Origin of the sequence: Psychrobacter sp. AOP5-GZ1-6, assembly GCF_052376345.1 — a bacterium.
GTDB lineage: Bacteria > Pseudomonadota > Gammaproteobacteria > Pseudomonadales > Moraxellaceae > Psychrobacter.
Map to the genome: position 1 here is coordinate 72,230 of NZ_JBQSVP010000001.1, position 24,470 is coordinate 96,699.

At 41.8% G+C, this 24,470-nt stretch carries 20 protein-coding genes and 1 other RNA gene; 7 read left to right on the forward strand and 14 right to left on the reverse strand.

Annotated features, from left to right (window positions below):
- Positions 1-62: 62 nt before the first annotated feature.
- On the reverse strand, positions 63-1,820 hold the full coding sequence (locus ACT3RN_RS00335) for a DUF389 domain-containing protein (RefSeq protein WP_442439967.1): 1,758 nt from the start codon (positions 1,818-1,820) through the stop codon (positions 63-65).
- Between the two features lie 290 nt (positions 1,821-2,110).
- Between ACT3RN_RS00335 and ACT3RN_RS00340 the strand changes: the two genes are divergently transcribed.
- Complete coding sequence (locus tag ACT3RN_RS00340) at positions 2,111-2,323, forward strand: hypothetical protein (RefSeq protein WP_192519506.1); 213 nt, start codon at positions 2,111-2,113, stop codon at positions 2,321-2,323.
- 93 nt (positions 2,324-2,416) lie between these two features.
- Here the strand turns inward: ACT3RN_RS00340 and ACT3RN_RS00345 are convergent, their stop codons facing one another.
- A complete protein-coding gene (locus ACT3RN_RS00345) occupies positions 2,417-3,766 on the reverse strand; it encodes a L,D-transpeptidase family protein (protein WP_442061907.1) in 1,350 nt (449 codons plus the stop codon).
- Positions 3,767-4,134: 368 nt separating this feature from the next.
- Here ACT3RN_RS00345 and prmB point away from each other — a divergent pair, with 368 nt between their 5' ends.
- Positions 4,135-5,310 carry a 50S ribosomal protein L3 N(5)-glutamine methyltransferase gene (gene prmB / locus ACT3RN_RS00350; RefSeq protein ID WP_192519504.1) on the forward strand — a complete coding sequence of 392 codons (1,176 nt, stop codon included), beginning with the start codon at positions 4,135-4,137 and terminating at the stop codon, positions 5,308-5,310.
- Between the two features lie 77 nt (positions 5,311-5,387).
- On the forward strand, positions 5,388-6,491 hold the full coding sequence (gene aroC, locus ACT3RN_RS00355; protein ID WP_192519503.1) for a chorismate synthase: 1,104 nt from the start codon (positions 5,388-5,390) through the stop codon (positions 6,489-6,491).
- Between the two features lie 140 nt (positions 6,492-6,631).
- On the opposite strand, the gene ACT3RN_RS00360 is transcribed toward aroC, so the two are convergent.
- The 4 genes from ACT3RN_RS00360 to ACT3RN_RS00375 all read right to left on the reverse strand — a co-directional run bounded on the left by ACT3RN_RS00360 (position 6,632) and on the right by ACT3RN_RS00375 (position 11,386).
- On the reverse strand, positions 6,632-6,877 hold the full coding sequence (locus tag ACT3RN_RS00360) for a hypothetical protein (RefSeq protein ID WP_442061904.1): 246 nt from the start codon (positions 6,875-6,877) through the stop codon (positions 6,632-6,634).
- A gap of 132 nt (positions 6,878-7,009) precedes the next feature.
- The gene (creC, locus tag ACT3RN_RS00365) at positions 7,010-8,797 is read right to left on the reverse strand and encodes a two-component system sensor histidine kinase CreC (protein WP_442061901.1); all 1,788 of its coding nucleotides are present in this window, start codon (positions 8,795-8,797) and stop codon (positions 7,010-7,012) included.
- Between the two features lie 33 nt (positions 8,798-8,830).
- A complete protein-coding gene (locus ACT3RN_RS00370) occupies positions 8,831-9,613 on the reverse strand; it encodes a response regulator (protein ID WP_442061898.1) in 783 nt (260 codons plus the stop codon).
- A gap of 387 nt (positions 9,614-10,000) precedes the next feature.
- Complete coding sequence (locus ACT3RN_RS00375) at positions 10,001-11,386, reverse strand: glycerophosphodiester phosphodiesterase family protein (protein ID WP_442061895.1); 1,386 nt, start codon at positions 11,384-11,386, stop codon at positions 10,001-10,003.
- A 173-nt stretch (positions 11,387-11,559) separates the two neighbouring features.
- Here ACT3RN_RS00375 and ACT3RN_RS00380 point away from each other — a divergent pair, with 173 nt between their 5' ends.
- Both ACT3RN_RS00380 and ssrA read left to right on the forward strand, forming a co-directional pair.
- Positions 11,560-12,231 (forward strand): alpha/beta hydrolase, encoded by a 672-nt coding sequence (locus ACT3RN_RS00380; RefSeq protein ID WP_442061893.1) that lies wholly within the window; start codon positions 11,560-11,562, stop codon positions 12,229-12,231.
- Positions 12,232-12,316: 85 nt separating this feature from the next.
- Positions 12,317-12,675: a transfer-messenger RNA gene (ssrA, locus tag ACT3RN_RS00385) on the forward strand.
- 59 nt (positions 12,676-12,734) lie between these two features.
- On the opposite strand, the gene ACT3RN_RS00390 is transcribed toward ssrA, so the two are convergent.
- Positions 12,735-12,929: a hypothetical protein gene (locus tag ACT3RN_RS00390; protein ID WP_442061890.1), complete on the reverse strand. Its 195-nt coding sequence runs from the start codon at positions 12,927-12,929 to the stop codon at positions 12,735-12,737.
- A 176-nt stretch (positions 12,930-13,105) separates the two neighbouring features.
- Between ACT3RN_RS00390 and ACT3RN_RS00395 the strand changes: the two genes are divergently transcribed.
- Positions 13,106-13,939: a tetratricopeptide repeat protein gene (locus tag ACT3RN_RS00395; protein ID WP_442061887.1), complete on the forward strand. Its 834-nt coding sequence runs from the start codon at positions 13,106-13,108 to the stop codon at positions 13,937-13,939.
- 241 nt (positions 13,940-14,180) lie between these two features.
- Here the strand turns inward: ACT3RN_RS00395 and ACT3RN_RS00400 are convergent, their stop codons facing one another.
- Complete coding sequence (locus ACT3RN_RS00400) at positions 14,181-14,978, reverse strand: enoyl-CoA hydratase/isomerase family protein (protein ID WP_442073054.1); 798 nt, start codon at positions 14,976-14,978, stop codon at positions 14,181-14,183.
- 324 nt (positions 14,979-15,302) lie between these two features.
- On the opposite strand from ACT3RN_RS00400, the gene ACT3RN_RS00405 reads away from it, so the two are divergent.
- Positions 15,303-16,130 carry an alpha/beta fold hydrolase gene (locus ACT3RN_RS00405; protein ID WP_442062766.1) on the forward strand — a complete coding sequence of 276 codons (828 nt, stop codon included), beginning with the start codon at positions 15,303-15,305 and terminating at the stop codon, positions 16,128-16,130.
- A 78-nt stretch (positions 16,131-16,208) separates the two neighbouring features.
- Here the strand turns inward: ACT3RN_RS00405 and ACT3RN_RS00410 are convergent, their stop codons facing one another.
- From ACT3RN_RS00410 to ACT3RN_RS00435, 6 genes are all read right to left on the reverse strand, one after another.
- On the reverse strand, positions 16,209-17,273 hold the full coding sequence (locus tag ACT3RN_RS00410; RefSeq protein WP_442062764.1) for an HpcH/HpaI aldolase/citrate lyase family protein: 1,065 nt from the start codon (positions 17,271-17,273) through the stop codon (positions 16,209-16,211).
- 248 nt (positions 17,274-17,521) lie between these two features.
- Entirely contained in the window at positions 17,522-18,691 is a 1,170-nt protein-coding gene (locus ACT3RN_RS00415) for a cysteine protease StiP domain-containing protein (protein ID WP_442062761.1), read from the reverse strand.
- 13 nt (positions 18,692-18,704) lie between these two features.
- Positions 18,705-19,538, reverse strand: coding sequence for a hypothetical protein (locus ACT3RN_RS00420; RefSeq protein ID WP_442062758.1), 834 nt, complete (start codon positions 19,536-19,538; stop codon positions 18,705-18,707).
- Positions 19,539-20,261: 723 nt separating this feature from the next.
- Positions 20,262-21,542 (reverse strand): phosphoribosyltransferase domain-containing protein, encoded by a 1,281-nt coding sequence (locus tag ACT3RN_RS00425; protein ID WP_192520323.1) that lies wholly within the window; start codon positions 21,540-21,542, stop codon positions 20,262-20,264.
- Positions 21,535-22,863, reverse strand: coding sequence for an NYN domain-containing protein (locus tag ACT3RN_RS00430; protein WP_192520322.1), 1,329 nt, complete (start codon positions 22,861-22,863; stop codon positions 21,535-21,537). The genes ACT3RN_RS00425 and ACT3RN_RS00430 overlap by 8 nt, the downstream gene beginning before the upstream one ends.
- A 63-nt stretch (positions 22,864-22,926) precedes the next feature.
- Positions 22,927-24,159, reverse strand: coding sequence for a trypsin-like peptidase domain-containing protein (locus ACT3RN_RS00435; protein ID WP_192520321.1), 1,233 nt, complete (start codon positions 24,157-24,159; stop codon positions 22,927-22,929).
- Between the last annotated feature and the right edge of the window lie 311 nt (positions 24,160-24,470).

A 24,470-nucleotide genomic window follows, 5' to 3' on the forward strand; every position in this document is an offset into this window, starting at 1 on the left:
GGGTTATTATGTACATTTAGCCATTTATAGCTCAGTTAAATAGCTATTGATTAGGACATGCCCTAATTGGCTAAAATCGCTGCATCGGTTTCATCTAACTTATCTTTTACCAGTGGATTGGACTCTATGACTTGTACTGGGAAGTAGCGCAGCTGTAGTTTAATGGGTAAATAGTTAGGGAAACTGTTGGCCATATCTTGAGCAATAATAGACTCAATCTGACGTACATCGTATGAGCTAGGTGTTGTCTCACCACGGATGACTGCTCGTACCACTTGATGTTCATCTACGGTATCAAATTGTGTATTGGTCAGCACATTACCTTTATCAATAAAGTAGCTATTAATAGACTCTTTTACACTACTCTCAAACTTCTGCTGTTTAGCATTGCTCTGTAAGTTGATTGACAAGTAAGTGCCTAATACGCCTAACAATATTAACGTCACGGCATTGCGCCGCAAAAAAGTTAAGTAGGTGTTGGATTTGTAGTCATCATCAACCAAACGACGAAATCCTAAAACCCATAAGACAAGCGCATTGGTAAATTGAATGGCAATAATGTTGGTGATTGCTAGTAGAAAAGCACCAAGCCCGAGCTGTACTTCACCGTTAGCAAATAAAATACCACTAGCTGCAAGCGGCGGTACCAATGCTGTGGCAACAGCTACGCCCACAACGGCAACCGAGAGGTGCGGTGATACCATCGCATAGGCACCTGCAGTACCACCCGCTAGAGCAATCATTAAATCCATGGATGTTGGCTGAGTACGCGACAGTATCTCTGTCGTCAAAGGCTGATCTTTGTGTAACCATCCTACGATAAAGCCGACGAATACGACTAACGATACACCTATTAGCATAGTGATAAGTGACCTACGCAGTAGCGGCATACGATGATCAATAATGGCCAATGCTACGCCAGTAATTGGGCCTAGCATCATAGCAACGAGCATGGCTCCAATGACGACAGCTGCCGAGTTGGTCACCAGTCCATAACTGGCAATAATGGCTGAAAGTATATTCATAATGAAATACATTCGGCTGGGCAGTGCATTGGCTTCAATTCTGACTCGTACTTCGGGGTAGTCTACTTTTTGATTACTAAATTGCTCAGCGACAAATTGCTTATAAGACTCAAGTTTGGCTTCTTTTTCTTCTTTGACCTCTTCTTCCTGTTCGCTACTCTCGTTTTCTTGATCCAGATCATCTTCTACTGTTTCTTTTTTTTGATTCTCTTCAATCTTGTTTTCTGACGTGTTTGTGTTTACATTACGATCAGAAAATGGCGTTGTGGCTGCTACTGAATCATTAGGTTGTGTATCGGTGGCACCTTGGCCTTCTTCTAAATGATGGATATTTTCTGTTTTAGCAGTTACTTTAGCATCTGCCTCATCGTGAGAGGTTTGCTCATTTGACTTGGTGCTTTCTAAGTTTTCGGTAGTTTCTGAGGTTTTGGTAGTTTCTGAGGTGTTGCTTGTATTATCGGTCTCATGTGGTGATTTAAGGTCTGTACTGTCAGTAGATGTTTGAGTTTCAAGATCAGATGTCTCTGATTCAGGTGTAGTGTTGTCAGAGGGCTCTAAAGACGCCACGGCTACATCCTCGCTGAGTGATTCTATGACAACTTTGGATTCAGGTGGCTGGGCACCTGACACATCTTCGCCGAATTCATTCTCATCCTCATCAAGGTTTTCGGAATGATTTAAGTTAGGCTCTGCAGCATTAACCGAGACATTTTGTTCATTTGGCGTATGAGTATCGTCTAGTGTTTCCTCTGAGATGACAGAGTCGTTAATGGGGTCTTTTTCAGAAGGTGTCATGGCAGGTAGCTTTCTAAAGAATAAAAGAAAGTTATTATTGTAATGATAAACAGATAAAGATGTATGAGTTTTTTGCGGCTGAGGATATATATTGCTTGTGGAGCGGTAACCACTGCATAAGTGGTTTTTGCTAGCTTAGCAGCACTAAAAATTAAAACCTTAATAATAGCATGGGTTTATTTTTTATTCATCTTTTATGGCTGCTATCTAGGGTCATATTAAATACTTACTTTTAATATGGGATTAATGTATAAATGTATTATATCCACAATAAAAGTAAGGAATATCTTATGAACTGGCCATTATTTTCTGTCATCTATTCAATGGCAGCCACGGTAACTGTCGGTATGTTTATGATTGGCGCTTTAGTAACGGGTTTTAATGAAATACATCATATTCAAATAGCCGTTGCCATTGGGATTGTGTTTTCTATCCCAGCAGGGTTATTTTTTACCAAAAAAATTAGTAGTATTACTGGAAATGAAGAAGGTTATGAAGCGTAAGAAAGCTTGCGCCTGTTCAACATGACTTTGTATTTAGACATAAAAAAGACCTCGATATATATCAAGGTCTTTTTTGGTAATTACGGTGGAAAACTATTTGAGCTCGACAGTGGCTCCGTTTTCAACATTGGCATAAACCTCTAGTACATCCCAGTTGGTCAAACGAACACAACCTGCTGAGCCTTGGCGGCTGATGCCTTCAGGTACTGGTGAACCATGCAAACCATAAGAAGGTTTAGACAGTCCCATCCATACGACGCCTACTGGGTTATTTGGTCCTGGTGCAATCATATGAATTTTCTTTTGGGCACCTTTACCGACAGTAGATTTATACCAAGGCATTTTTACCTTATTGATGATTTTAAACGTACCTTTTGGTGACGGTGTAGCATCACTACCAACGGTGGTCGGATAGGTAGCGACCAGCTTATCACCGTTATAGGCATACAGTGTTTTGTCTGCCTTATTGGCAACGATACGGTTGATGCGTTGGTTTAGCTCGCCACGAGTGTTCAGTACGGTAATGGTTTCACCAACTTTATACGTTTTGTTTTTATTGAGCTTATCTAAGTAGCGCACATCCATGTGGAAACGTTCGCCGAGCATCTCTTTGATGTCTTGATAATACAACCCTTTCATTTTTGACTTGGCTTCTGAGCCAGAAGGGGTGGTTGCAAAGTTTGTATTAAGATCTTCTTGCGTCAAGGTATAAGTAACCAATACAGGTTTGTTGGCTGGAATGTCTTTAATCAAGGCATTCCATGTTTTTTGATCCATTTTGCCAGTTGCTGACAAACCTTTCATCTTCTGAAAATTGGTAAGGGCTTTCTTACTATTCATACCCCAGCCACCATCGATAGGACCAGGAGATGCATGGTTCCAGTCGAGTAACGCCTGCATCTTAATCGTCATGGCTGAGTTGACTTTCATATTCGGCGACCAAACTGACTCATTGACTTGTTTGGCATAGTTTGACAAGTTAAGCGTGGTGTATCTCTTACCATTCTTACTTTCGATATTTTTGATGGTTGGATCGTTGCTAAAATCTTGACGTTTTTCACTCTCAGGTAATTCGAAAGAGAGTGGGTCAGATGAATCGATCGATGATATATCGCTAGGCGCTGCAACAGCTTGACCTTCGGTAATATCGTCATTACGATCAGCTTGTTCATCTTTACGTGTCAGCTCTACAGCACTCATATTATCTGCAGCGGCTGATTCTGTGTCTTTTTTTGAATCGATTAATTGCGTCATACTATCAGCTGACGAACCGCTACCTAGTGAGTTGCTACGATTTTCTTGCACATCGAGGCTAACTTTTTTGGCGAGTGAGTCGGCTGTACGTACTGGCAATGTGCGAGTACTGTCAGTAGTGGCGGCAATCGCACTAGCGCTCACAATAGCGATAGATAGCGCGGTAACAATAGGTTTTATTTTCATCATGTTAAATCACTTGTAGTTTGTGCTAATGCAGCTATTATGCGCAAACTTTAGATGCTTCGCAAACTTTAGACACATCTTTTTTCACTTAATGCTTGCTAAACGTCAACTGCTGACGTATTCACTACAGTTGGGTAATATCTTAACGAGAGTATATACAGCTCAAGACCCAATTACCTTATAAAGGTTTGTTATCTTTCGCATTATTTCTATAGGCACAAAAGCGCAAGTGTTGGCGCTGCCTAGCGTTTATGTCTATAATATAAGACTAGGTTTACATTCACACGCCTAGTGAATAAATCGATTTTTAACAGCAAGCAATTTAACTCACCCACATGTAGTCAACGACCATGTAATCAGCAAGGTATGATATGTCAGAAGACCAAACAATGAGCGCAGAAGAGTTTCAAAATCAGTACTTCAATGACAATGAATCTGAAGGTTCAGAAGATAATATGTCATTCGATTTAGAAACTGGACTCTTAGGTGAAGACGATCAGTTTGCTAATTTACACGCCGAGTTAGAAGAAGCGCGTGAGCAGCTCGTTAGTATTCGTGATTTCATCCGTTTTTCTGTGACTCAGTTGCGTAATTACGATGTGGTCGTTGCACAAGGCACGACAGATGAGTTCGCTGAGGCCTCTGCGATTGTATTACATTCCTTATCGCTAGACTGGTCTGCAAATGAGCAAATTCTTGATTGTCGTTTGACCACATCAGAAAAACAGCTGGTGCTTAGTCTGTTAGAAGAGCGTATCGCAGAGCGTAAGCCACTCAGTTACTTGATTAACTTATCCTATTTCTGCGATTTGCCTTTCTATGTGGATGAGCGTGTGTTGATTCCGCGCTCACCGATAGCAGAACTGATACGTCAGCAGTTTCATCCTTACTTTGAGGTGACTGAGTTGGCTAAGCCGTTAGGGAGCAATCCTAATGAGCAAGGCGCAGTGTTTTATGATCATGGTTTAGACGTAAAGCAACTGTCGCAGCCTGAGCGTGTTTTGGATATGTGTACAGGTTCTGGCTGTATTGCTATTGCCCTTGCGACTCGCTTCGTCGATGCCTTAGTGGATGCTGTTGATATCGATAAAGGCGCGCTCGAAGTGGCCATGGTCAATGTCGACCACCATGATCTTGGTCATCAAGTCAATGTGATTGAGTCAGATTTGTTTGCTAAGATTCCGACTGAAAACCAATATGAGCTTATTGTGACCAATCCGCCGTATGTTGATGCAGCGATTATGGCTGATTTGCCACCTGAGTTTTTATATGAGCCTGAGCATGCGCTAGCAGCGGGTCAAGATGGCTTAGATTTGGTACATCGTATCTTGTTTGAAGCACCAGATTATCTAAGCCCAGACGGCTTGCTTATCTGTGAAGTGGGCGATAGCGAATGGGCATTAAAGCAAGCCTATCCTGAAATTCAGTTTGACTGGCTCAAGTTTGCTCATGGCGGTCATGGTGTCTTTGCGATTACTTATGATGAGCTTGTGTCACATCGTCAGCTATTTGCCGCTTATGTTCAGCTCTTAGACAGCATTCAATAGTTCAATATAAGCAGTATCAAAATCACAATCGGTTGGTTAAATAGTCATCAGTAGCGTTTACTGGTTTAAGGATAGTTATGGCAGGCAATAGTATTGGGCAGGTTTTTACGGTTACCACGTGCGGTGAATCGCATGGTTCAGGTCTTATGGCAATCGTTGATGGCGTACCACCAGGATTGATATTATCTGCAGATGATTTGCAGATAGATTTGGATCGCCGTAAGCCGGGGACGTCCAAGTATTCTACCCAGCGCCGTGAGTCTGATGAAGTGGAAATTATCTCTGGTGTGTTTGAAGGTAAAACGACGGGCACATCGATTGGTTTATTGATTCGAAACACCAATCAAAAATCAAAAGACTATAGCGAGATTAAAGATACTTTTCGTCCGGGTCATGCCGATTACACTTATAGTATGAAGTATGGTTTTCGTGATTATCGCGGCGGTGGTCGTTCATCAGCACGCGAAACAGCGATGCGAGTCGCGGCTGGTGCGATTGCCAAAAAATACTTACAAGACCGACTGGGTGTGCAAGTTCGTGGGCATGTGACGCAGATTGGCAATGAATATAGTAAGGTAACAGACGCGAGTCAAATTGATTGGAACTTTGTGAATAGCAATCCGTTTTTTTGTGCTGACAAAGAAGCCGTGAGCCGTTTTGAAACCTTGATAGACAGCCTGCGCCGTGAAGGTACCAGCTGCGGCGCGCGTCTGGAAGTTATCGCCAGCGGTGTGCCAGTGGGGCTCGGTGAGCCAGTGTTTGATCGCTTGGATGCTGATATTGCCCATGCCATGATGAGTATCAATGCTGTTAAAGGTGTTGAGGTTGGTGATGGTATGGCGGTGGCTGGACAGTTCGGTCATAGCGCCCGAGACGAGCTGACACCAGACGGTTTCACTGCCAATCATGCTGGCGGTATATTAGGCGGTATCTCATCAGGGCAAGACATTCGTGTCAGTATCGCCCTCAAGCCAACTTCTAGCATTACCACGGCTGGCAAGAGTATCAATACGCAAGGTGAGTCAATCGATATGCTGACCAAAGGTCGTCATGATCCGTGTGTTGGTGTGCGTGCCACGCCTATCGCAGAAGCCATGCTAGCGATTGTGTTGCTCGATCATTACCTACGTCACCGCGGTCAAAATGCTGATGTCGAGCAGCCAGTTGAATCGATTACATAGTCTTCATATCAATACCAATACCAGTATTTTGATCGTAAAGTAACTGATAAAGCCCTATGTTTGCGCTCATTAGAAATAATTAGAGCGAACATAGGGCTTTTTTGTGGATGATTAAAAGGTCGGGCGCAGTGAGTAAATGCTTAGGCCGCTATTTGATAAGCATCAACTGCCACACAGCGTTGATGGCGAAATACCAATAATAGCTGCTGACTAGGGATGGCGAGCCAATGCCCAAATTCAATACTATTGATGCCTTGATTGGATAAAGCCTGTGCACAATGATGACGGCTATGACCCAGTAGGCTCTCAATCAAATCGTTCTCAATCAAACGGCTTTCAATAAACTGGTTTTTGATTGGCAGGTTTTCAATAGATGATGGTTGCATAGGTTTTCTACCTTTAATGGTGATTACGAATTTGAATAACGCTATCGTAAGACAAACAGATAGAAAACCTATGCAGGAGTGATGGAAAATGTATGAACTGTCGTTAAAGTACAGGACGCGTGGGTCTGTATTTTATGCTTTCGCCAAAGGTAAGGTAATACTTACCATTACGCCAGAATGCGGGTGTTTAGTAGCATTAGCCCCGTCATTTTTAGCGTCTTCATTACTATTAATATTGTTAATCGAGACCTGACCTCCATGATGTTCAATAACTTGTTTTACTAAAGTCAAACCAAGGCCAGTGCCTTTTTTGAGAGTGTTGCTCGTTGCATGCGGCTGTACCTGTGCCTGTGGGGTCGCTACTTTGGAGGACTCGTCTGAATGCATGGCAGATTGGCTTTGATGCGAGAGGCTAAAATAACGGTCAAATGCTTTATCAACCGCATAATCAGGTAGTAACTTACCATCGTTAAAAATATCAATGTTTAGGGTATGTACATGACTATACAGCCGAATAGTGACTGTGTTTTTGGCGAAATAAATGGCGTTGTCCAATATATTCTGCAATACCTGTACCAACCAAAATTGATCTGCAAATACGTGGGTGTTTGCTAATGATTCTGGTGATAAGTCGGTTTTATCAGTCAATAATATATCATTAACATAGATATCGATCGGCGGTAGTTGTTGCTGTTGTAATTTAGCGGCATTGTCTTTTTTGAGCGTTTGTAACACAGGTAATAGAGGTGTTAATTGCCGATTTAGCTTAAAACTGGGCTGCTCAACCTTGGCAAGCAAGAGTAGTCGATCAATTAATTGCTGCATTTTGACGCTTTGTTCGCCAATGGTTTCGATGAGCATCTGCCGGTCTGTATTATCAAGCAGGCTATTATCAACTCCGTCATCTTCTAATAGTTCGCCACTGGCACGAATGGCCGTTAAGGGGCTTTTAAGCTCATGGGTGAGGGTATGGACGTAGTCAGTGACATACGCTCGGTTTTCTAATCGGTGTTTCATCGATTCAATGGTATCTGTGAGGCTGTTGAGTTCATGACCTAAATAAAAATAGGGCTTTTTGGTGTCTTCAGCCAGTGCACCTGTATATTGAGTCACGAGTGTGATGCTTTGCTTGAGCCACCATGCTACCAGTCCTGCCAAAATAAGAGCAGCAATACTCATAAACAGCGCGGTAACGAGCATGCGATTGCGCGTGTCATCCAAATATGGCAATACGCTAGCGACAGGCTTACCGACACTGACAATGCCAATTAGGTTGTCAGTTTCATCTTTTATCGGCTGTGCCACATACATAATCGTACCATCGCGCTGATAACGATCTTGTGTCGTGCTTCTTGCGCCATATTGACCTTTTAGGGTCAGGTATACATCGTTCCAGCGGCTGTAATCTTGTCCTTCGTCATTATCGGGCTCAGGCAAAGAGTCATATATGACCATGCCTGTCTGGTCCGTTACATATATCCGAAAGCTACTATGGTTTTTACTTTTATACTTTGGCTCTCTGATTTTACTCGTTACTGGCGTGCCGATAAATACGGTATCAAGCCTTTCCTGATAGTCCTCATCATATAGCTGCCCTGAAGCTAATGGTACTTGTAGACTTGCTGCAAGTAGTTTGCTGGTATCTAACAAGGTATCTTCGATGACTTGCTGCGCTGTTGGTTTGACATAACCAAACAGTTGCGTAAACGCGGCCACACCACAAATGCTCAGTACTAAGGCAACGGCCAACCATATTCTAAAAAATATACTTAAATTCAGCAGTTTTTTTGGCTCAGTTGTTTGCTGTACCGTGCCGATGGGATGTAGCTTTGCATACCAATTGCTTTGGCTGGCATGAGTATGATGAGTAGAGCGGTTTTTCGCGCTATCATCATCAATTTTATTTGTTTTATGACTCATATAGTTATCAGTACAGTTGGTAGTTATAGAGCGCTAAGCAGGGCACAACGCATAACCTAGCCCGCGATGTGTATGAATCACATCAGTGCTAGCATCGACAGTCGCCAATTGCTTACGAATCGCCTTAATATGACTGTCTATCGTTCGAGCCAGACGATGATCAGGATAATCACTGACGGCATTTAGCAACTGCTCGCGACTGAATACCTGATTGGGTGCTTGTAATAAGGTCAATAAGATTTTGCGCTCGGTATTACTCAGCTCAAGCTTTTGCTCTTGCCACATTAACGAGTAATTGAGCGGTTGATAGTGCCAAACACCAGATTGACACTCAAAGGTTAACGCTTGACCCGACATATTATGGGTAGCGTTGTCGTTTGCGATATCTTCTGTCGATGTGGCCTGCATGGCTGACTGTTGAGACAGCAATTGCTCACGTCGCCAAATGGCTTTTAGGCGTGCGACCAACTCTCGTGGACTAAAGGGTTTGGCGCAGTAATCATCGCCGCCCATCTCTAACCCTAAGATGCGATCCACCTCATCACTACGAGCGGTCAAAAACACGATTGGTAGATCTTTTAAATCGTCTATATCAGAGGTATGACGTATTTGCTGACATAGGCTTAAACCATCGCCATCAGGCAATCCTACGTCCAAGATAATGGCCGATAGCGTTTTTGCCTCTTCGCTGTGTAACATCGGTAGTACACTGCTGGCATTGTCTAGCCAAGTAATCTGCCAACCCTCTCGCTTGCAGGTGACTTTGAGCGACATCGCGATAGCGGGATCATCTTCTACCAATAAAATATGAGTCATGACGGTATACTTATTTAATAAAAATGTGTAAAAAGTGGCGTATTTGACGCGGCGGTTGGTTCATTAATTCATTAATCAAGCATCTCAATTCATCAATCAACCATCATCGCACAAATATTGTCAGTGCCGACTCTGTTGAATACAGTTTGTATGTAGGCGTGATAAAAAGGGCCCTAAAGTTGTTGAGATTATCCTAGCACAAAAGTCCCAAGGCATTTTGATAATGCTTATCAAAAGCCATGGAAAGTTTATGGAAAAATAAGCGTTTGATTGCCTTTGTGGTATAAAAAAGGTCAACCAAGTGGCGACTTGGTTGACCTTGCCAATAATAAACAGAGATGATTTGAGATTAATCAACCGATCTCGATAGAAAGAGTTAAGCCGTTATTAGCTCAAGCCCTTACAGTTTGCATAGTAGGTAACAGTTGCTGGCCAGTCAGAAAAAATACCTTTTACCCCAACGTCTTGTGCCAACACATCGATATAAGTCATCATATCGCCATCGTTATTAATCGCCTTGTCCAAATCAGTATAATACCAACCGCCGCCTGTCGCTAAAGGCTCTGAGCGCTCTAGTGACCAAGTAACAATATCCAAATTAAGCGCTTTGGCTTGTTTGGCATAAGCGGACGGTATCATTTTACCTGTCGCGTCAGTGGTGACCAATATCCAAGGTGGCGGGGCGATGGTTTTAATACCACGTGCTTTGATATTGGTGAGTGAGTGTTTCCATGTAGTAGGGTCATTGTTATCAAAGGTTTTGCCAGTTGCGGTCTCGTTGCTATCGTCGATTAGGTAAATGGCATTCGCACCAAAATCAGGCTCATGTTTAATCCAGTAATCGACATCTTCAATATTAAACGACTGCGCAAACACGTCACTGGCAGCCACGCCTGCGTCTTTGTAAGTGTCAATCAACTGTTGACGATAAGCATCTACGCTATAGCCGTTAAATGGCATGGTAACTGCTGGTGATTTTAGCTCTGGCGTGTGTTTCATACCGAGGCTTTGGGCAAGCTGAATATGTTCTTTTAATGTGAGCACTTGACCATTTTGTGAATATAAATCGGTTCGCCATGCAGCCGTTGCATTCATATAGTCGTTTAGGTTAGTGGCGGTTTTATCTGCGGCATCCATTTTCCCTGTCAGGGTCTTAAATTCATTGACACTAATGTCTGAGGTGCGGCATTCAATACTGTCGGCATTGGTCAGTACACCATTGGCATCTATGATAGGTGGTACGGTGCACTGTTCGGCGAGCGGTGTGGCAAGAATATTCGTAGTGGTATGCAGATCGTCTTGTGCGTGGCGACAGACCAGCTCGCCATCGTTGGTAAAAGCCACATCGCATTCTAATATGCCAGCGCCCATTTGCGCTGAGGCGAGGTAGCTGTCATAAGTGTGTTCTGGTAGCTGTAAAGGTGCGCCGCGATGGGCAATAGAAAAGTCGGTTTTGTTAGGCGTTTGCGCACTACAAGACATCAGCTCGTCTTTTAATGGTCCTGCGTCCATATCGTTGACCAAATAAAAGGGCCGCACACCATAAGTATAAGCTTGAGGCTTAGCTGGCAAGGTTTTGGGTGACTGTTTTAGTGAGGGTTTAATAGTTTGATGGGACGTTTGAGTCAACGTGGTAGTGCGTATATCATCTGCGGCCATTGATAGCGTAGAAGCGGCAGTCAATGCCATGATCATATTAATTTGTTTGAATGCTTTAAAGGATGGATTTTTGATTTGATTCAGCCTAGCCACTGAATTATCTGACATTGTCATGTAAACTGTCCCTACAAAAAGTTAAAAAAATAAATACAACATTGCGTTCATTGATTCATATATTAAGTTAACTGATAATTTTTAAAAAATGATGACAAAGCAGTGACTGTTACAAAAATATTTTATTTTCAATTAAGTTTTGTTGAACATTCAAACAATATTAAGGATACGTTATGACTGACTATTTAGACGCTGTTATCGTTGAGCACAATCCTGCTAACAAGACAGTAGACCGAGCTGTTATTTGGTTACATGGTTTAGGGGCGAGTGGTCACGATTTTGAGCCTGTGGTACCGCAACTTGGATTGTCTAAAGACATGGCAGTACGGTTTGTTTTTCCGCATGCGCCCAAGCGTGCCGTGACGGTAAATGGCGGTATGGTCATGCCAGCATGGTACGATATTTTGGAGATGAGCCTTGAGCGTAAAATCGATGTCGCTCAAATTGAAGGGTCTACTCAACAAATCAATGATTTAATTGCTCGTGAAGTTGAGCGCGGCGTGGCTCCTGAGCATATTGTTATTGCAGGGTTTTCGCAGGGCGGGGCAGTGGCATATCATGTGGCACTTGGCTATCCAAAGCGTTTGGCTGGCTTGATGACACTCTCTACGTACTTGGCAACCAATGATAATATTGATTATAGTACCGCTAATAAAGATATGCCAATTTTGATTGAGCATGGTACTCACGATCCGGTGGTTCCTGCTGTGTTAGGCGAGCAGGCACAGCAGCTGCTATCAGAAAAGGGCTATAATGTGGCTTATCATACTTATCCAATGGCGCATCAGGTCTGTATGCCGCAGATTCAAGCTATCGGTCAATGGTTAAATGGCGTCTTGGCCTAGATAATTGAGCTGTAACGTAATGTAATACAGGGTTTATAAAGGTTGAAACCTACCCACTACCTACTATATAATAACTGACCTTATTGGGGATGTTCTGGCTTCGACGCTGGTAATGAAACTTAATGATGCATGTCGAGAGTATATGTCCTCTCGTAAATTAAACATATATTGTTATAGTCGCAAACGACGAAAATTACGCTCTAGCAGCATAAACCCTGCTTACTGCGCTGCTGATTACCTATAGTTGGTTAGCCCAGTTGAAGCGTCCGCATATAGGTTCGCCACAAGGGATTGTCTCAATCGCTTGGGTTCAAAAGTAGAGAATCGTCCAATCCATCCTGACTGTCGGATCGGTGCGGACTAAAACTAAAGACAGAAACTAAACATGTAGATTCATGAGCGTAATGCTGGCGGACGCGGGTTCAACTCCCGCCATCTCCACCAAATATTAAAAAACCGATCACTCAATGTGGTCGGTTTTTTTTGTCTAATTTTAGGAAAGTCTATTTACCTTGATAAACGGGCTTACGCTTTTCTATAAAAGCGGTGACACCTTCGGTAAAGTCATCGGTCTTTGCCATCATGGTCTGCTGTTCCACTTCCATATCTAGCGCTTCATTTAGGCCAGTGAAAGCATGTACATTTAGCATGTGTTTCATAGATGCCAACGCTTTACCTGGTAGCTGGCTCAATCGCATGGCTCATGCTTGTTGTACACACGTGCAACCAGTCGAAGTTATTATTCAAACGGTGGACGCTAAAAAACCTAATAGTCTATGACAAAACGGCAATGTGACAAGGCCACTTCTCATTTACAAACTTTTGTCTTAAGATAATAAAAAAATTCATAGAAAATTATATACTGAGAAGTAATATGACGTTTCGCAAGTCTTCTTTGATGAGTAAATTGATAAGTAAATTATCTCTTTCTTTATTCGCAGCACTACTATCTGTATCAGTAATGGCGTCAGATTTTGATGATACTCAACGACTAGCCAACCAAGGAGATGCTAGCGCACAACTCGAACTTGCCATCATGTACTTCTACGGTGGCGTAGGTGTAAGTCAAGACTACCAGAAAGCGGCTGAGTGGTACCAACTGGCTGCGAACCAAGGAGAGGTTATCGCACAAATCGACCTTGGGTATATGTACTACCATGGCGAAGGCGTACGTCAGGATTATCAGAAGGCGGTTGAGTGGTACCAACTGGCTGCCAACCAAGGACATGCTCAGGCACAGTTTAACCTTGGGTATATGTACGCTCACGGCGAAGGCGTAAGTCAGGATTATCAGAAGGCGGCTGAATTATATCAATTAGCGGCGAATCAAGGATATGCTGACGCACAGTATAACCTTGGATGGATGTATCATAACGGTAAAGGTGTTAGTCAAGATTATGATCAGGCAATGGCTTGGTATTTAAAAGCTGCGAACCAAGGAGATGCTGGAGCTCAAAATAATATCGGTGATATATACGAAAAAGGTGCTGGCGTTAGTAAGGATGACGTAAAAGCAGCTCAATGGTACTTAAAGGCTGCTAATCAAGGAGATGCTTTAGCTCAAAATAGTCTAGGCTTAATGTACTTTGAGGGCAGAGGTGTGAAGCAAGATAAAATCAAATCACAAGAGTGGTATAGCAAATCTTGTGACAATGGATATCAGCCTAGTTGTGATGCTTATAAGATACCAAATAAAGACGGTAATTAAAGACAGTTGAACCAATACGATAGTCACAATCACCCAAAAACGCATTGCATACAGCGGTCAATCGAAGTCGTGAACGATTGAACCGCCTAGCTGTCTAGGTAGAATTTGCAGACAGTTGCAAATAATATATTTAATAAAAACAGTTACTTATATGAATATTTTAGTTTCCGCCATCTCCACCAAATATTAAAAAACCGATCACTCAATGTGGTCGGTTTTTTTTGTCTAATTTTAGGAAAGTCTATTTACCTTGATAAACGGGCTTACGCTTTTCTATAAAAGCGGTGACACCTTCGGTAAAGTCATCGGTCTTTGCCATCATGGTCTGCTGTTCCACTTCCATATCTAGCGCTTCATTTAAGCCAGTGAAAGCATGTACATTTAGCATGTGTTTCATAGATGCCAACGCTTTACCTGGTAGCTGGCTCAATCGCATGGCCAATGCTTGTACACTAGCGTCTAGCTCATCGACACTGACCACACTATTGACTAAGTCTAAACGAGCCATATCTTCAGCTTTGAGCCTGTCACCCAACATTACTAGTTCAGTGGTTTTGGCCGCACCAATGAGCTGATTGAGTAGATAGATACCACCTGCATCTGGAATCAATCCAATATTGACAAAGGCCTGTACGAATTTAGCATTATCAGCCGCAATACGGAAATCACAAGTGAGCGCCAAATTCATACCTGCGCCAGCCACCGCGCCTTCTAATTTAGCGATAATAGGTTTATGAATGTGGCGTAACTTTAAGCTGACTTCTCCAGCGCCCTCGACCATACCTTTTAGTTTGTTTGAAATAACGTCTTTATCCATGCCTTGGGACAGCATTTCTTTGATATCGCCACCACTGGAAAAATTACCGCCTGCGCCTTGTAAAATAATGACGCGAACCTGATCATCGGCTTCGGCATTATCAAGTGCTTTTAGTACGTCGTTTTTTAATGGTGTGCCAAAAGCATTTAGGCTTTTTGGATCATTGAAGGTAATGGTGGCAATGTGCTGGTCGACATGGTAATCGACAAAAACCTGCGTCATGGTATCTATCCTTGTATAAGTTATTATAGGTGTCTTATCGACGACATAGTACTATATAGTCAATTCTCTAGAAAAGAGTGACAGCGTCTTGCTTGAAGTATCACATATACCTCTGCACTTGGTTGTTTTGCATATTTTTTAAACTGCATTAACTATAGCAGCTTGGTATGATTATAAAAGTGGGTTTTGTGGGCGCTCAAGACACATTGAAGTTTAATAGGCTATGCTAAAATGCTAAAACCCATGTTAGGGGATTATTTATGAAGCTGCTTGAATATTTAGGGATATGTGAGCCTCTTCTATCTATAAAACAAGGAAGTGATTATGCCAACTATCAAAATTAATAATGTGGATATTTATTATGAAGACAGTGCGCCAAATGATGTAAAAAAGCCTGTGATGGTATTTGCACATGGTCTGCTGTGGAATGCGCAGATGTATGACAAACAAGTCGAGTATTTTCAAAGCGACTATCGCTGTATTGCTTTTGATTTTCGAGGACAAGGTCAATCGGAGGTCACCAAGTCTGGCTATGATATGGAAACGCTTACGGAAGATGCGCTAGGACTGCTTGCAGCGCTTGATATTGATAAATGTCACTTTGTTGGGTTATCTATGGGCGGTTTTGTCGCACAGAGAATCGCGCTTAAGCGTCCTGATTTATTACTATCACTTACTCTTTTAGAGACGTCTGCTGATCCTGAAGATCCTAAAAATGTGCCGCAGTATCGTAAGCTTGTCAAAGCCATTCGCTGGTTGGGTGTCAAACGCGTGAGCAACAAGATAATGCCGATTATGTTTGGTAGTAGCTTTTTGGCAGATAAATTAAGGAAATCTGAGCGCAAACAGTGGATCACGATGTTACAAGGAAATCGTAAGGGTGGTGTTATTAAGGCAACAATGGGTGTTATTGAGCGTACAGGAACTTATGAGCAGCTTGGTGATATCATAACGCCGACCTTGATCATCGTTGGTGATGAAGATGTGGCGACACCTTATCCAAAAGCTGAGCGTATGCATTTTGCCATTGCAGGATCTAAACTTGCGATTATTCAAGGAGCTGGACATACAGCGACAGTAGAAGAACCTGAACAGGTCAATCGAGTGATGAGTGAGTTCTTAGCGCATCTAGATGACTGTCAATTGAATTGAGAACACCGTATCCAATTTAAGAGCCTCTATCATATGATGATAGAGGCTTTTTTCAGTTGAGGGTTACGTATGTGCTTGCTACATTCGAGAGCTGTATTCGTTATTGCTATCATCAAGAATCCCAAACACTTTTGCTCGATCCACTATTTCTGTTGCCCAAGCACGATGCGTGGCCGGCTCTAGCATGGTGTTGTTGTATTTAAATACGGCTTTGGCCTCGCTATGAAGTATCGCTTGTGCCTCATCTAAAATGCTTAGTGGCACACAATAGGCCTGCTGTACCAAGGCGATTTGGCTCGGGTGAATAACGGTTTTTCCGACCAGCCCTAAGCTTACATCACGGGTCAGCTCTTGCATAAACAGCGTTGGCTGATCTAAGTATTCAAACACGGGCGCGGTTAGATAAAAGCCATGTGGCACAAAACAGCCAAGTAGCTGATAGGCTAGGGTGCCGATGGGTGTGTCATAGACAATGCTGTGTTTAGGACGCCTGAGACGTAGCGCTGCAAACAAATCATTGCCACCGATACGCAGGGCAAGTATGGGTTGACTAAAGGCTTCTTTAAAGCCGATGGCGAGTTCTTGATTGTGGTGTGGATTGAATAATGCGGCAGTTTCAAGCGTAGGCATCAATAATTGATCGGTGCTGAGGTTCTGGCAGGCCATACGCCAGTTGGATAAGCTGTACATATCAACTTTTGGCATGACGAAACCATCAATTAGCTCAATATGAGCATAGTCCGCCAGCTGCTGTAGCATCATCGGATTGCGTGGACGTATAAATACCAATGGTCGAGTCGGATGTTGCGTTTTGAGATCCGTTTTTCTCGATGGGTTATGGATGGTATCGACATGCATGGCCCATGTATCGAGCAGCGACTGTAAGCGCTCAAGTGCTAGATCGACGTCACTATGGCTGACAGCATCCTCTAAACAAATAATAATACTATTGATTGTTGGTAATTTATCACGCTTGATGACTTGCCATATATCTTGACGAGTGGCAGGCATATAGAGACTGGCACCAAGTTGATAAGGGTGATAGGTGTGCGGCTTAACCATCGCATGACGCTCAGTAAATAAATGCGCATAAGACTGGCTATGGTGATAAAGATGTGACTCGTAATTTGGTGTATCTGACATAATTGGCATCATCAATAGTGATAAATAAGTGGTTATAAAAAGCAGGATATATTATCAAGCGAGTTGACTCAAAGATCGTTACTTAACAGCAATGTCTATTTATAAGCGTCTATTTATAAGTGCTTATTGGTATAGTCGATTCAATTCAAAAGTAGTACTAGGCAACCGAGTGTAGACGTATATCCAATACTTCAAGCGAGACGCTGTAATAATCTTATAATGGAATGGCTATAAATGTTGAACATGTGCTAGCTATCTTTGGTGCGTTGCTTGATCAGTGTGATAGCTTGATAAGGCAGTATTTTATCACCTAATACACTGATAGCGATATCTCGCTGTGCACATAAATGTCTGAGCAGTATCGTATCAGGATGTTTGGCAGTTGCCAGTAAGATACGTTCAGGATCACGGCGTAATATGGCTCTGGTTGCTTCTGCGATTGTTGGTTTTATACGATTGCGATTGGTAATAGCATAATCTGCTGCGATCGTATTAATTACGTCAGCGGTTTGGTAGCGGGGTTGTGGGTAGAGTGGCAAACATTGTAAGGGTTTGTTCAGTGCACGACGTGCCGCATCGATTTGATCGACAAAGGCCAAGCTACGATCTGATTCTATCAAGTTATCATAAAAAACACTGCGATGTAATCCTAATTGTGGATCGGTATATAGGCTGCGTGATATGAGTCCCGATACAGTACTGTTTAGCAGTCCTGATGGAATTAACCAATCCTCTTCACTAGCAGAGAGCCAAGCGACACCAGCTGGGTCAGCTAAGGTTAATAATGGAATGACGTTAGCACCATGATGAAAAATATTGGTAAAGTTTGAATGGTTATGGTCGCTAAACACTTTGAGGCTACTAGCAAGCTCTTGATAAATGGCGCCTTTGCCCGTCCAGCCATCGACAAACACGATAGGGCTATTTGGGTAAGCCTCTAGTATCATTTGTAGTGCTACTGGATCAAGGCCACGATCACGAATGATGCTAATGCCATAATGCACGCTTGGCAGCGAGTAGCTACTCTCAGTATCTGACAATGCGCGTTGTAACAGTACTCCAATTGGCAAACCTGCGCGTACTAAGCTGACCAATACTAACGGGCGCTCAGTATGAACGGTCTGCCTAAAAGTGTCTTGTAATGTATGAGCCAAATTCGCAACGTCAGTGGCGGTTCTATTTGTGCCTTGCTCTAATGCTTGACGATATAGTTGCTCATGCATCGCTGTGGGCGCACTCTCTAACGTCAACATATCGGAATAATGACGCTGACCACTTTGGATAAGTGCTTCTTTTTGACTGACGGGCACATCCGCCACAGCCTCTTTATCGACGATATCGAGTAGCACCGTGACATCACTGGCAAGGTAGCTGCCTGAACCGTAATGATTTGGTTTTTTTATATTAGGGTTAGTCATAGAGGTTGTTTTCTCATATCAGATTGTCATGTAATTGACCGTGATTGGGCATGCCATACCAGTCAAGCAACTGTAAAAATGGCAAATCAGCCAAACTATCACCAAAGCCAAAACTGGGTCGCTGACTGTCTAAATGATTGTCTAGTAAGAATTGTACTGCATGATGCTTATGAACTGCATGCGGTAGTATTGCTAGATTATTAGCATTTACATGCACATAAAAATCTTGATCAAAATTACGTATTAACGTAGGTAGTGTATTAGCTAACTCTATTAGTGCTTGGTGGTCTTTTTGCGCGTGCTTAATAGCCAAATAAATGATCAACTCTTCATTGACAGAACCATTATGAAAACTGTCGATATGTGGTGTAAATACGAGTTGACTACCATCATTTTTGCTGTAATTGGTAAAGACTTGGCTCAGCTGATTCAATTTATCTTGCAATGGTGCAAGCTGTTCATACATGTGCTGTTGCCAAGTGCTCAATAAGTAACCTTCAGCGCTTAAAATAACGGCACCATGTGTCAGTACTTGCCAACTATCAAACGGTAGCTTAACACGCTTGATTTCATGCCGATCACGGGCAGTGACTACGATGAGCTCGGTACTAACGAGCAGCCAATTAAAAAAAACTGCTTGACGCTGGCTCATCATGCTTAATGGTTCACCTTGTTTGTTTACGGTAGCACAAACCAAACTATCAGGTTCGGTGGTTGGTAACTCCCATGCATCAATTTTACGCTGGGTTTGAAAAAGGGTGTCGTCTAAATCCATAAGCGCATAAGGTTTAGTAATATCTAAACTTGATTGAAAAAATGGCATTTTCCCTTTGTGATTAGAATTCATAACAGTCTCTATATTAGGGTGCTTTTATTTGTATGTAAGATGGGTTTAGCTTTACTATTATTTAAGTATTTTTAATCAATTAAATATCTTTATAAAATAGCTGTTAATTCTTCAAATCAAATATAAAAATTCATAATAATACTGGCTGTTGTTTGACAGTGATTAATATGAAATTTTCATTAAATACTTAAGTCGTAATTTTATATTTTTCTCTAATTCTTAGAGAGTTTGTTTATATTGTTTTTTCATATTGTTTAGGGTGTCAAGAATAGCTTTTTTTGGGCCTGTGTTCTTTTTAAGATAAAAACGCTGTACAGTAGAGTTGGTTAAGAAATAAATGTTTTTCAGACTAAAAAAGGTGCTTTTGGTAGTACATATAAAGGTTATAATTAGTTAATATTCACTTGTATGTAAATAATAATAATAATATTTATTATTTACATTTCATGTTTATTGTCATGGCTACAACTATAATCTGATTAGGGTGTGTCCGCATCCTAAAGATGCTAATAAAAAGATTTAAATTGTCATCAAATCAGTAAAGCAATACTGATAATATTGAAATATTAGCTAGGGCGTGTTTGATATTCACAAATAGGGACTACCATGGCTAAAGGATCAAACACACCTTAGGTGTTTAAATATTTTAGACTCTTTAGACGAAAGTTGAAGGACTGGAGGACACACGCCAGATTAACAGTGGTTTTGATATCGACCAATATTTCAGATAACTTTTATATCGGAGCCCACCACCAACACATTATGCAAACTTTGCCACATGTCATCGACACTATCAGTCGATGTTTCTACGCACAATATAATCAAATCCCAGTCGCTAGGCTCAACATTGTAGGCAAAGTTGGTCATTCCAAGTCCGTAATTGTCGCTAAAACTCAACATGGTAGCAATCGCACCGCCCAAAGCAATGGGTGAGCGTGTCAAAGCGCTGAAGTTCACTATGGCTGTTGTTTCAGAGTCTTGAAATTGGGCTTCTATCCATTCTGCCAATAAAAATGGCAGCCACACAAACTCATTGCTACCTAACACCAAAATTCGCTGTGGCAATTGTTCTTTATTAAACTGTGTCTGTCCGCTAAAACTGGTAAAGGCTGTTTTAAATCTAGCCAAATAACGATCAAACCCGTCTGTGCTGTCAAGAGTCGGGAAACGTCCCCAATTGCCAGTGTTGCCTAGCGATTGACTACCAGCGTCAGTGGTATCAACTGATGGCATGGTAATGGGCTTAGGGTTGGGCGCATCCGTCCATTTCCAATCACCAGATAATAAGTGATGACGATGAAAGTCAATATTAGGTAAGCGTTGAGCGATAGTATCATCTGTATCCACTTGTCCTAATGACCAGTCCACTAGCGTGGTTAGGTGGACCTGTTTTAATTGACTCAGCCCAGCATTACGTAGAGCGGTGACAACGTTCACGCAGGTGTTGCCTGTTGAGGCTTCATCATCGACCATAATGAGGGTCTTACTAGAGAGTAATTGTTCTTGTGTCGCTTGATCTGCACTTTGATAAATCAAATGCTGGCTGGCATGACTGTGGTCTTCACTAAAAGTGGTGAGTAACGTTTCACTATTATCATCATTGTGCTGCGCATGACGGGTAGAGTTCAATAATAAAGCATTAGGATAACGCATTTGCAATGCTTGATGCACACCTGCCGATAGCCCAACGGCAGTCTCTGCCATGCCAACAACTAGAATGGGCTTAGGTAAATCGCTAGGTACTAAGTTTGCCAAGTCGGTGAAAGCACTACGCATGCTATTAGGTGCTACTGGGATATGCCGACCTAAGACTTTTGAGACAAATAAAAACGCACGTTTTGGGTTAATACGTTGGGCAAACCCAAGTAAGTCTTCTAATTGATAAGTCGTGTTGCTTCCTGATACATCATTCATCTGATAAGTTAGATCAAGCGTGCCGCGGGGTAGGTTGATGCTACGTTCGTACACATCATTAGGTATTACATTATATTTATTGCTAGTCATCACTGAGTTCTATTCCATATTTTTCGCAAAGATAACGTAGGTCGCCATCTATATTCTGATGTTTTGGTGAAAACTGCCATTGATCATTGCTTCGATTCAATGTGAATAACAGTAAGCTTTTTCCTGATTTGTTTTGAATATCAAACTCACCAGAAAATAATAAAGTGTCTTTTTGCTTATCGCTGATGCTTAATTCAATAAGTGCTTGATTTGTATCAGTAGTTAAGCTTTCAAGCTCACTTGATAATATAATATTCAGTTGCTCGATAGTAGAGGGTTGAGCGCCCAAATCACAACTGAATTCAGATATTGAGATATCCTCATCGAGCTGCTGATCTAGCTCGATGGTGCCATCTTCACTATGTGTCTGTCCATAAAATATCATATCCTCATCACCACGGACTTTAGTTTTTTCATTGACTCTAAATAAGACAGCGTCAACAGTAGGAGCTGTCGTTATTTTTACGATGATAGGGACTGCAGGGAATAGGTTTAAGCTAGGTTTAGTAGCCATTGATTTACCAGCAGACATCGGTGCTAGGGGTTTCTTATTAATAGTTGTAGCGTTTTTTTGTGTCTTTAGCTTTGCCCACATGCCATTAGACTGTCGTCTTATATCGTATAAACGTAGAGCAATAATTAAATCAGAAAATTTTGCATAGCCATATTTATCGAGTTTAATATTGTCGTAGTTTTGGCTAATTTGACTGGCAATATGAGATAGATTTGACCAACCATTATGGTCATTGGGGTTGTCTTGAATGATTTTGTTTAGTGCGCTAATCAAGTGGGTTTGTGTCTGCAGCTGTTTAGTGGTCCATGGTTTTGATGAACTCTTAGATGTTTTGTTAGACGAGAGATTGTTTTGACTTACAGTGTGTTGTTTCAATAAATCTTCTACATAAAAGAAGGTATCACAGGCCTGTGAAAAAGCACTGACGGTATTGCGCTTGCCAAAGCCAAAAACTTTTACATGGTTTTTGCGAATACGTAGTGCTAATGAAGTAAAGTCGCTATCACTCGAGATTAGACAGAACCCGTCATAAACACCACTGTGCAGCAGATCCATTGCTTCAATGACCATACCAATGTCAGTCGCATTTTTGCCTTTTACATAGGCAAATTGCTGCATGGGATCGATGGCATATTTGAGTAGGGCTTCTTGCCAACTTTGAATATGAGCGTTTCCCCAATCACCATAGATTTTTTTACAAGTAATATGACCGATTTTCTCTATTTCTTTTAATATCTGGCCGATATTTTTCGCCGATGCGTTATCTGCATCTATGAGTACAGCGATACTTCTGAGCTTAACTGACATTTATATTCCTTAACACACTTTCTTTAATTGGTTCTTCTTGTTTTTTGATTATCTTGATGTTTTTTAGCCCTGACATCCAACCAACCATAATGCCCCGCGGCTATTTTTGCTCAATTGTGGTGTGGTTAGCGGTAGCAACTTATTAAGCGATGAGTCTGACAAGTTATCTAACTCAATACCTGCGCTTGCGAGTAACGCAGATAGCAACTGAAATTTCACTGCATAGTTCATATTTTGCGCATGCTCATGAACGAGACTTGATGTTACCATGCCAACGACTTCGCCAGTAGGTAGTAGTAGAGGGCTGCCGCTAGAGCCAGGTTGAATGGGCGCAGTAAATTGCATATAGCGAATATCATCGCCAAACCCTGTCAAACTAGAGATACAGCCTTGTGTTACTTGCAATTGACTACTAAGTCCTGACAGCGGGAACCCCAACGTAGTGATAGTCTCACCCAAATTATCACTACATTGTTGTGCGAGCGGCAAATAGCTAGTTAAAGGTTCACTCACTTTAATAATCGCTGAATCGCTACCGATATCACTGAGTACCACTTGCGCTTCACGGTCTGGCTGTCCCTGCTGTCGTATGCCAATCATAGCCGCCGACTCAATTACATGATAGCAAGTTAAGAGGTGATATGGGTCAATGGCAAATGCCGTACCAGTCCATGTTTCACCAGCTTGTACTTGACGCGGTGTTCGTGTCTCATTATTCGGCTGAGTTCGCTGCTGCTGCTGAGCTGCCTGAATGAGCGCATGTGTATCTGGCGGGCGGGTATCAAGGCTGATTTGTACTCTATGCTCTAAGCTTGCCAAGCCTTGAGAAGAGCTTTCACCCAGCGCCCGACATTTAAACTGATCATTGCGTCGATATATCTCTAATACAATCGCTGCTTTTGTATGGCGCTCGTTGGCTGTGAAATCATAAGTGATGGAACCTTCATTCAGTATTAGACTGATATCAGTCAGTTCAACTGTTGGTAGGTTTAGACTTGTTTCTTGATAGGTATAGGCAATCAATTGCAAAAAGCTAACGCCTTGTGTATCAAACAAACTGGATAAATCTAATTGCCAAATATTTTGATTATCAGCATTGTTTAGTTTAGCCCAGTCTTTAGGTTCGTGAAGGTAAGCAGGACTACAAGCCGCTTTACGGTGTTCATCTAAAGGCAGCCATATTAATCCAATATGCTCTCCAAATTTAAGGTTGTTTTTTGTAGAAAAAGCCACCGAACAATAAGATTGCGTGATAACGGTATTTGCTCCTAATACTAACGCGGTCTGTGTTGTCATGGTCTGCCTCTAATTGAGTAAATTACAAATCATTATAGACAGTTTTTAGGTAGCTATTTGAATAACTATGCAGTCATTTTAAAAAAAGCGATATTTGCTTATTACAGTAGTTTTTGTCAGAAAACTGGAATAGAATGATTTGTATATCATTGTAATAATAAACTAAAAGTCCCTATTTTTTCTATGGATTTAAAAGTTTGCTTCTCATTTTTAATAAGAAAAATCTAAATCCTGTTTTTTAGCCACCTATCGGCTAATATTACCATTTATCTGGCAATGCTGAATTTCGTCTTGTCATAATGTATCTATTA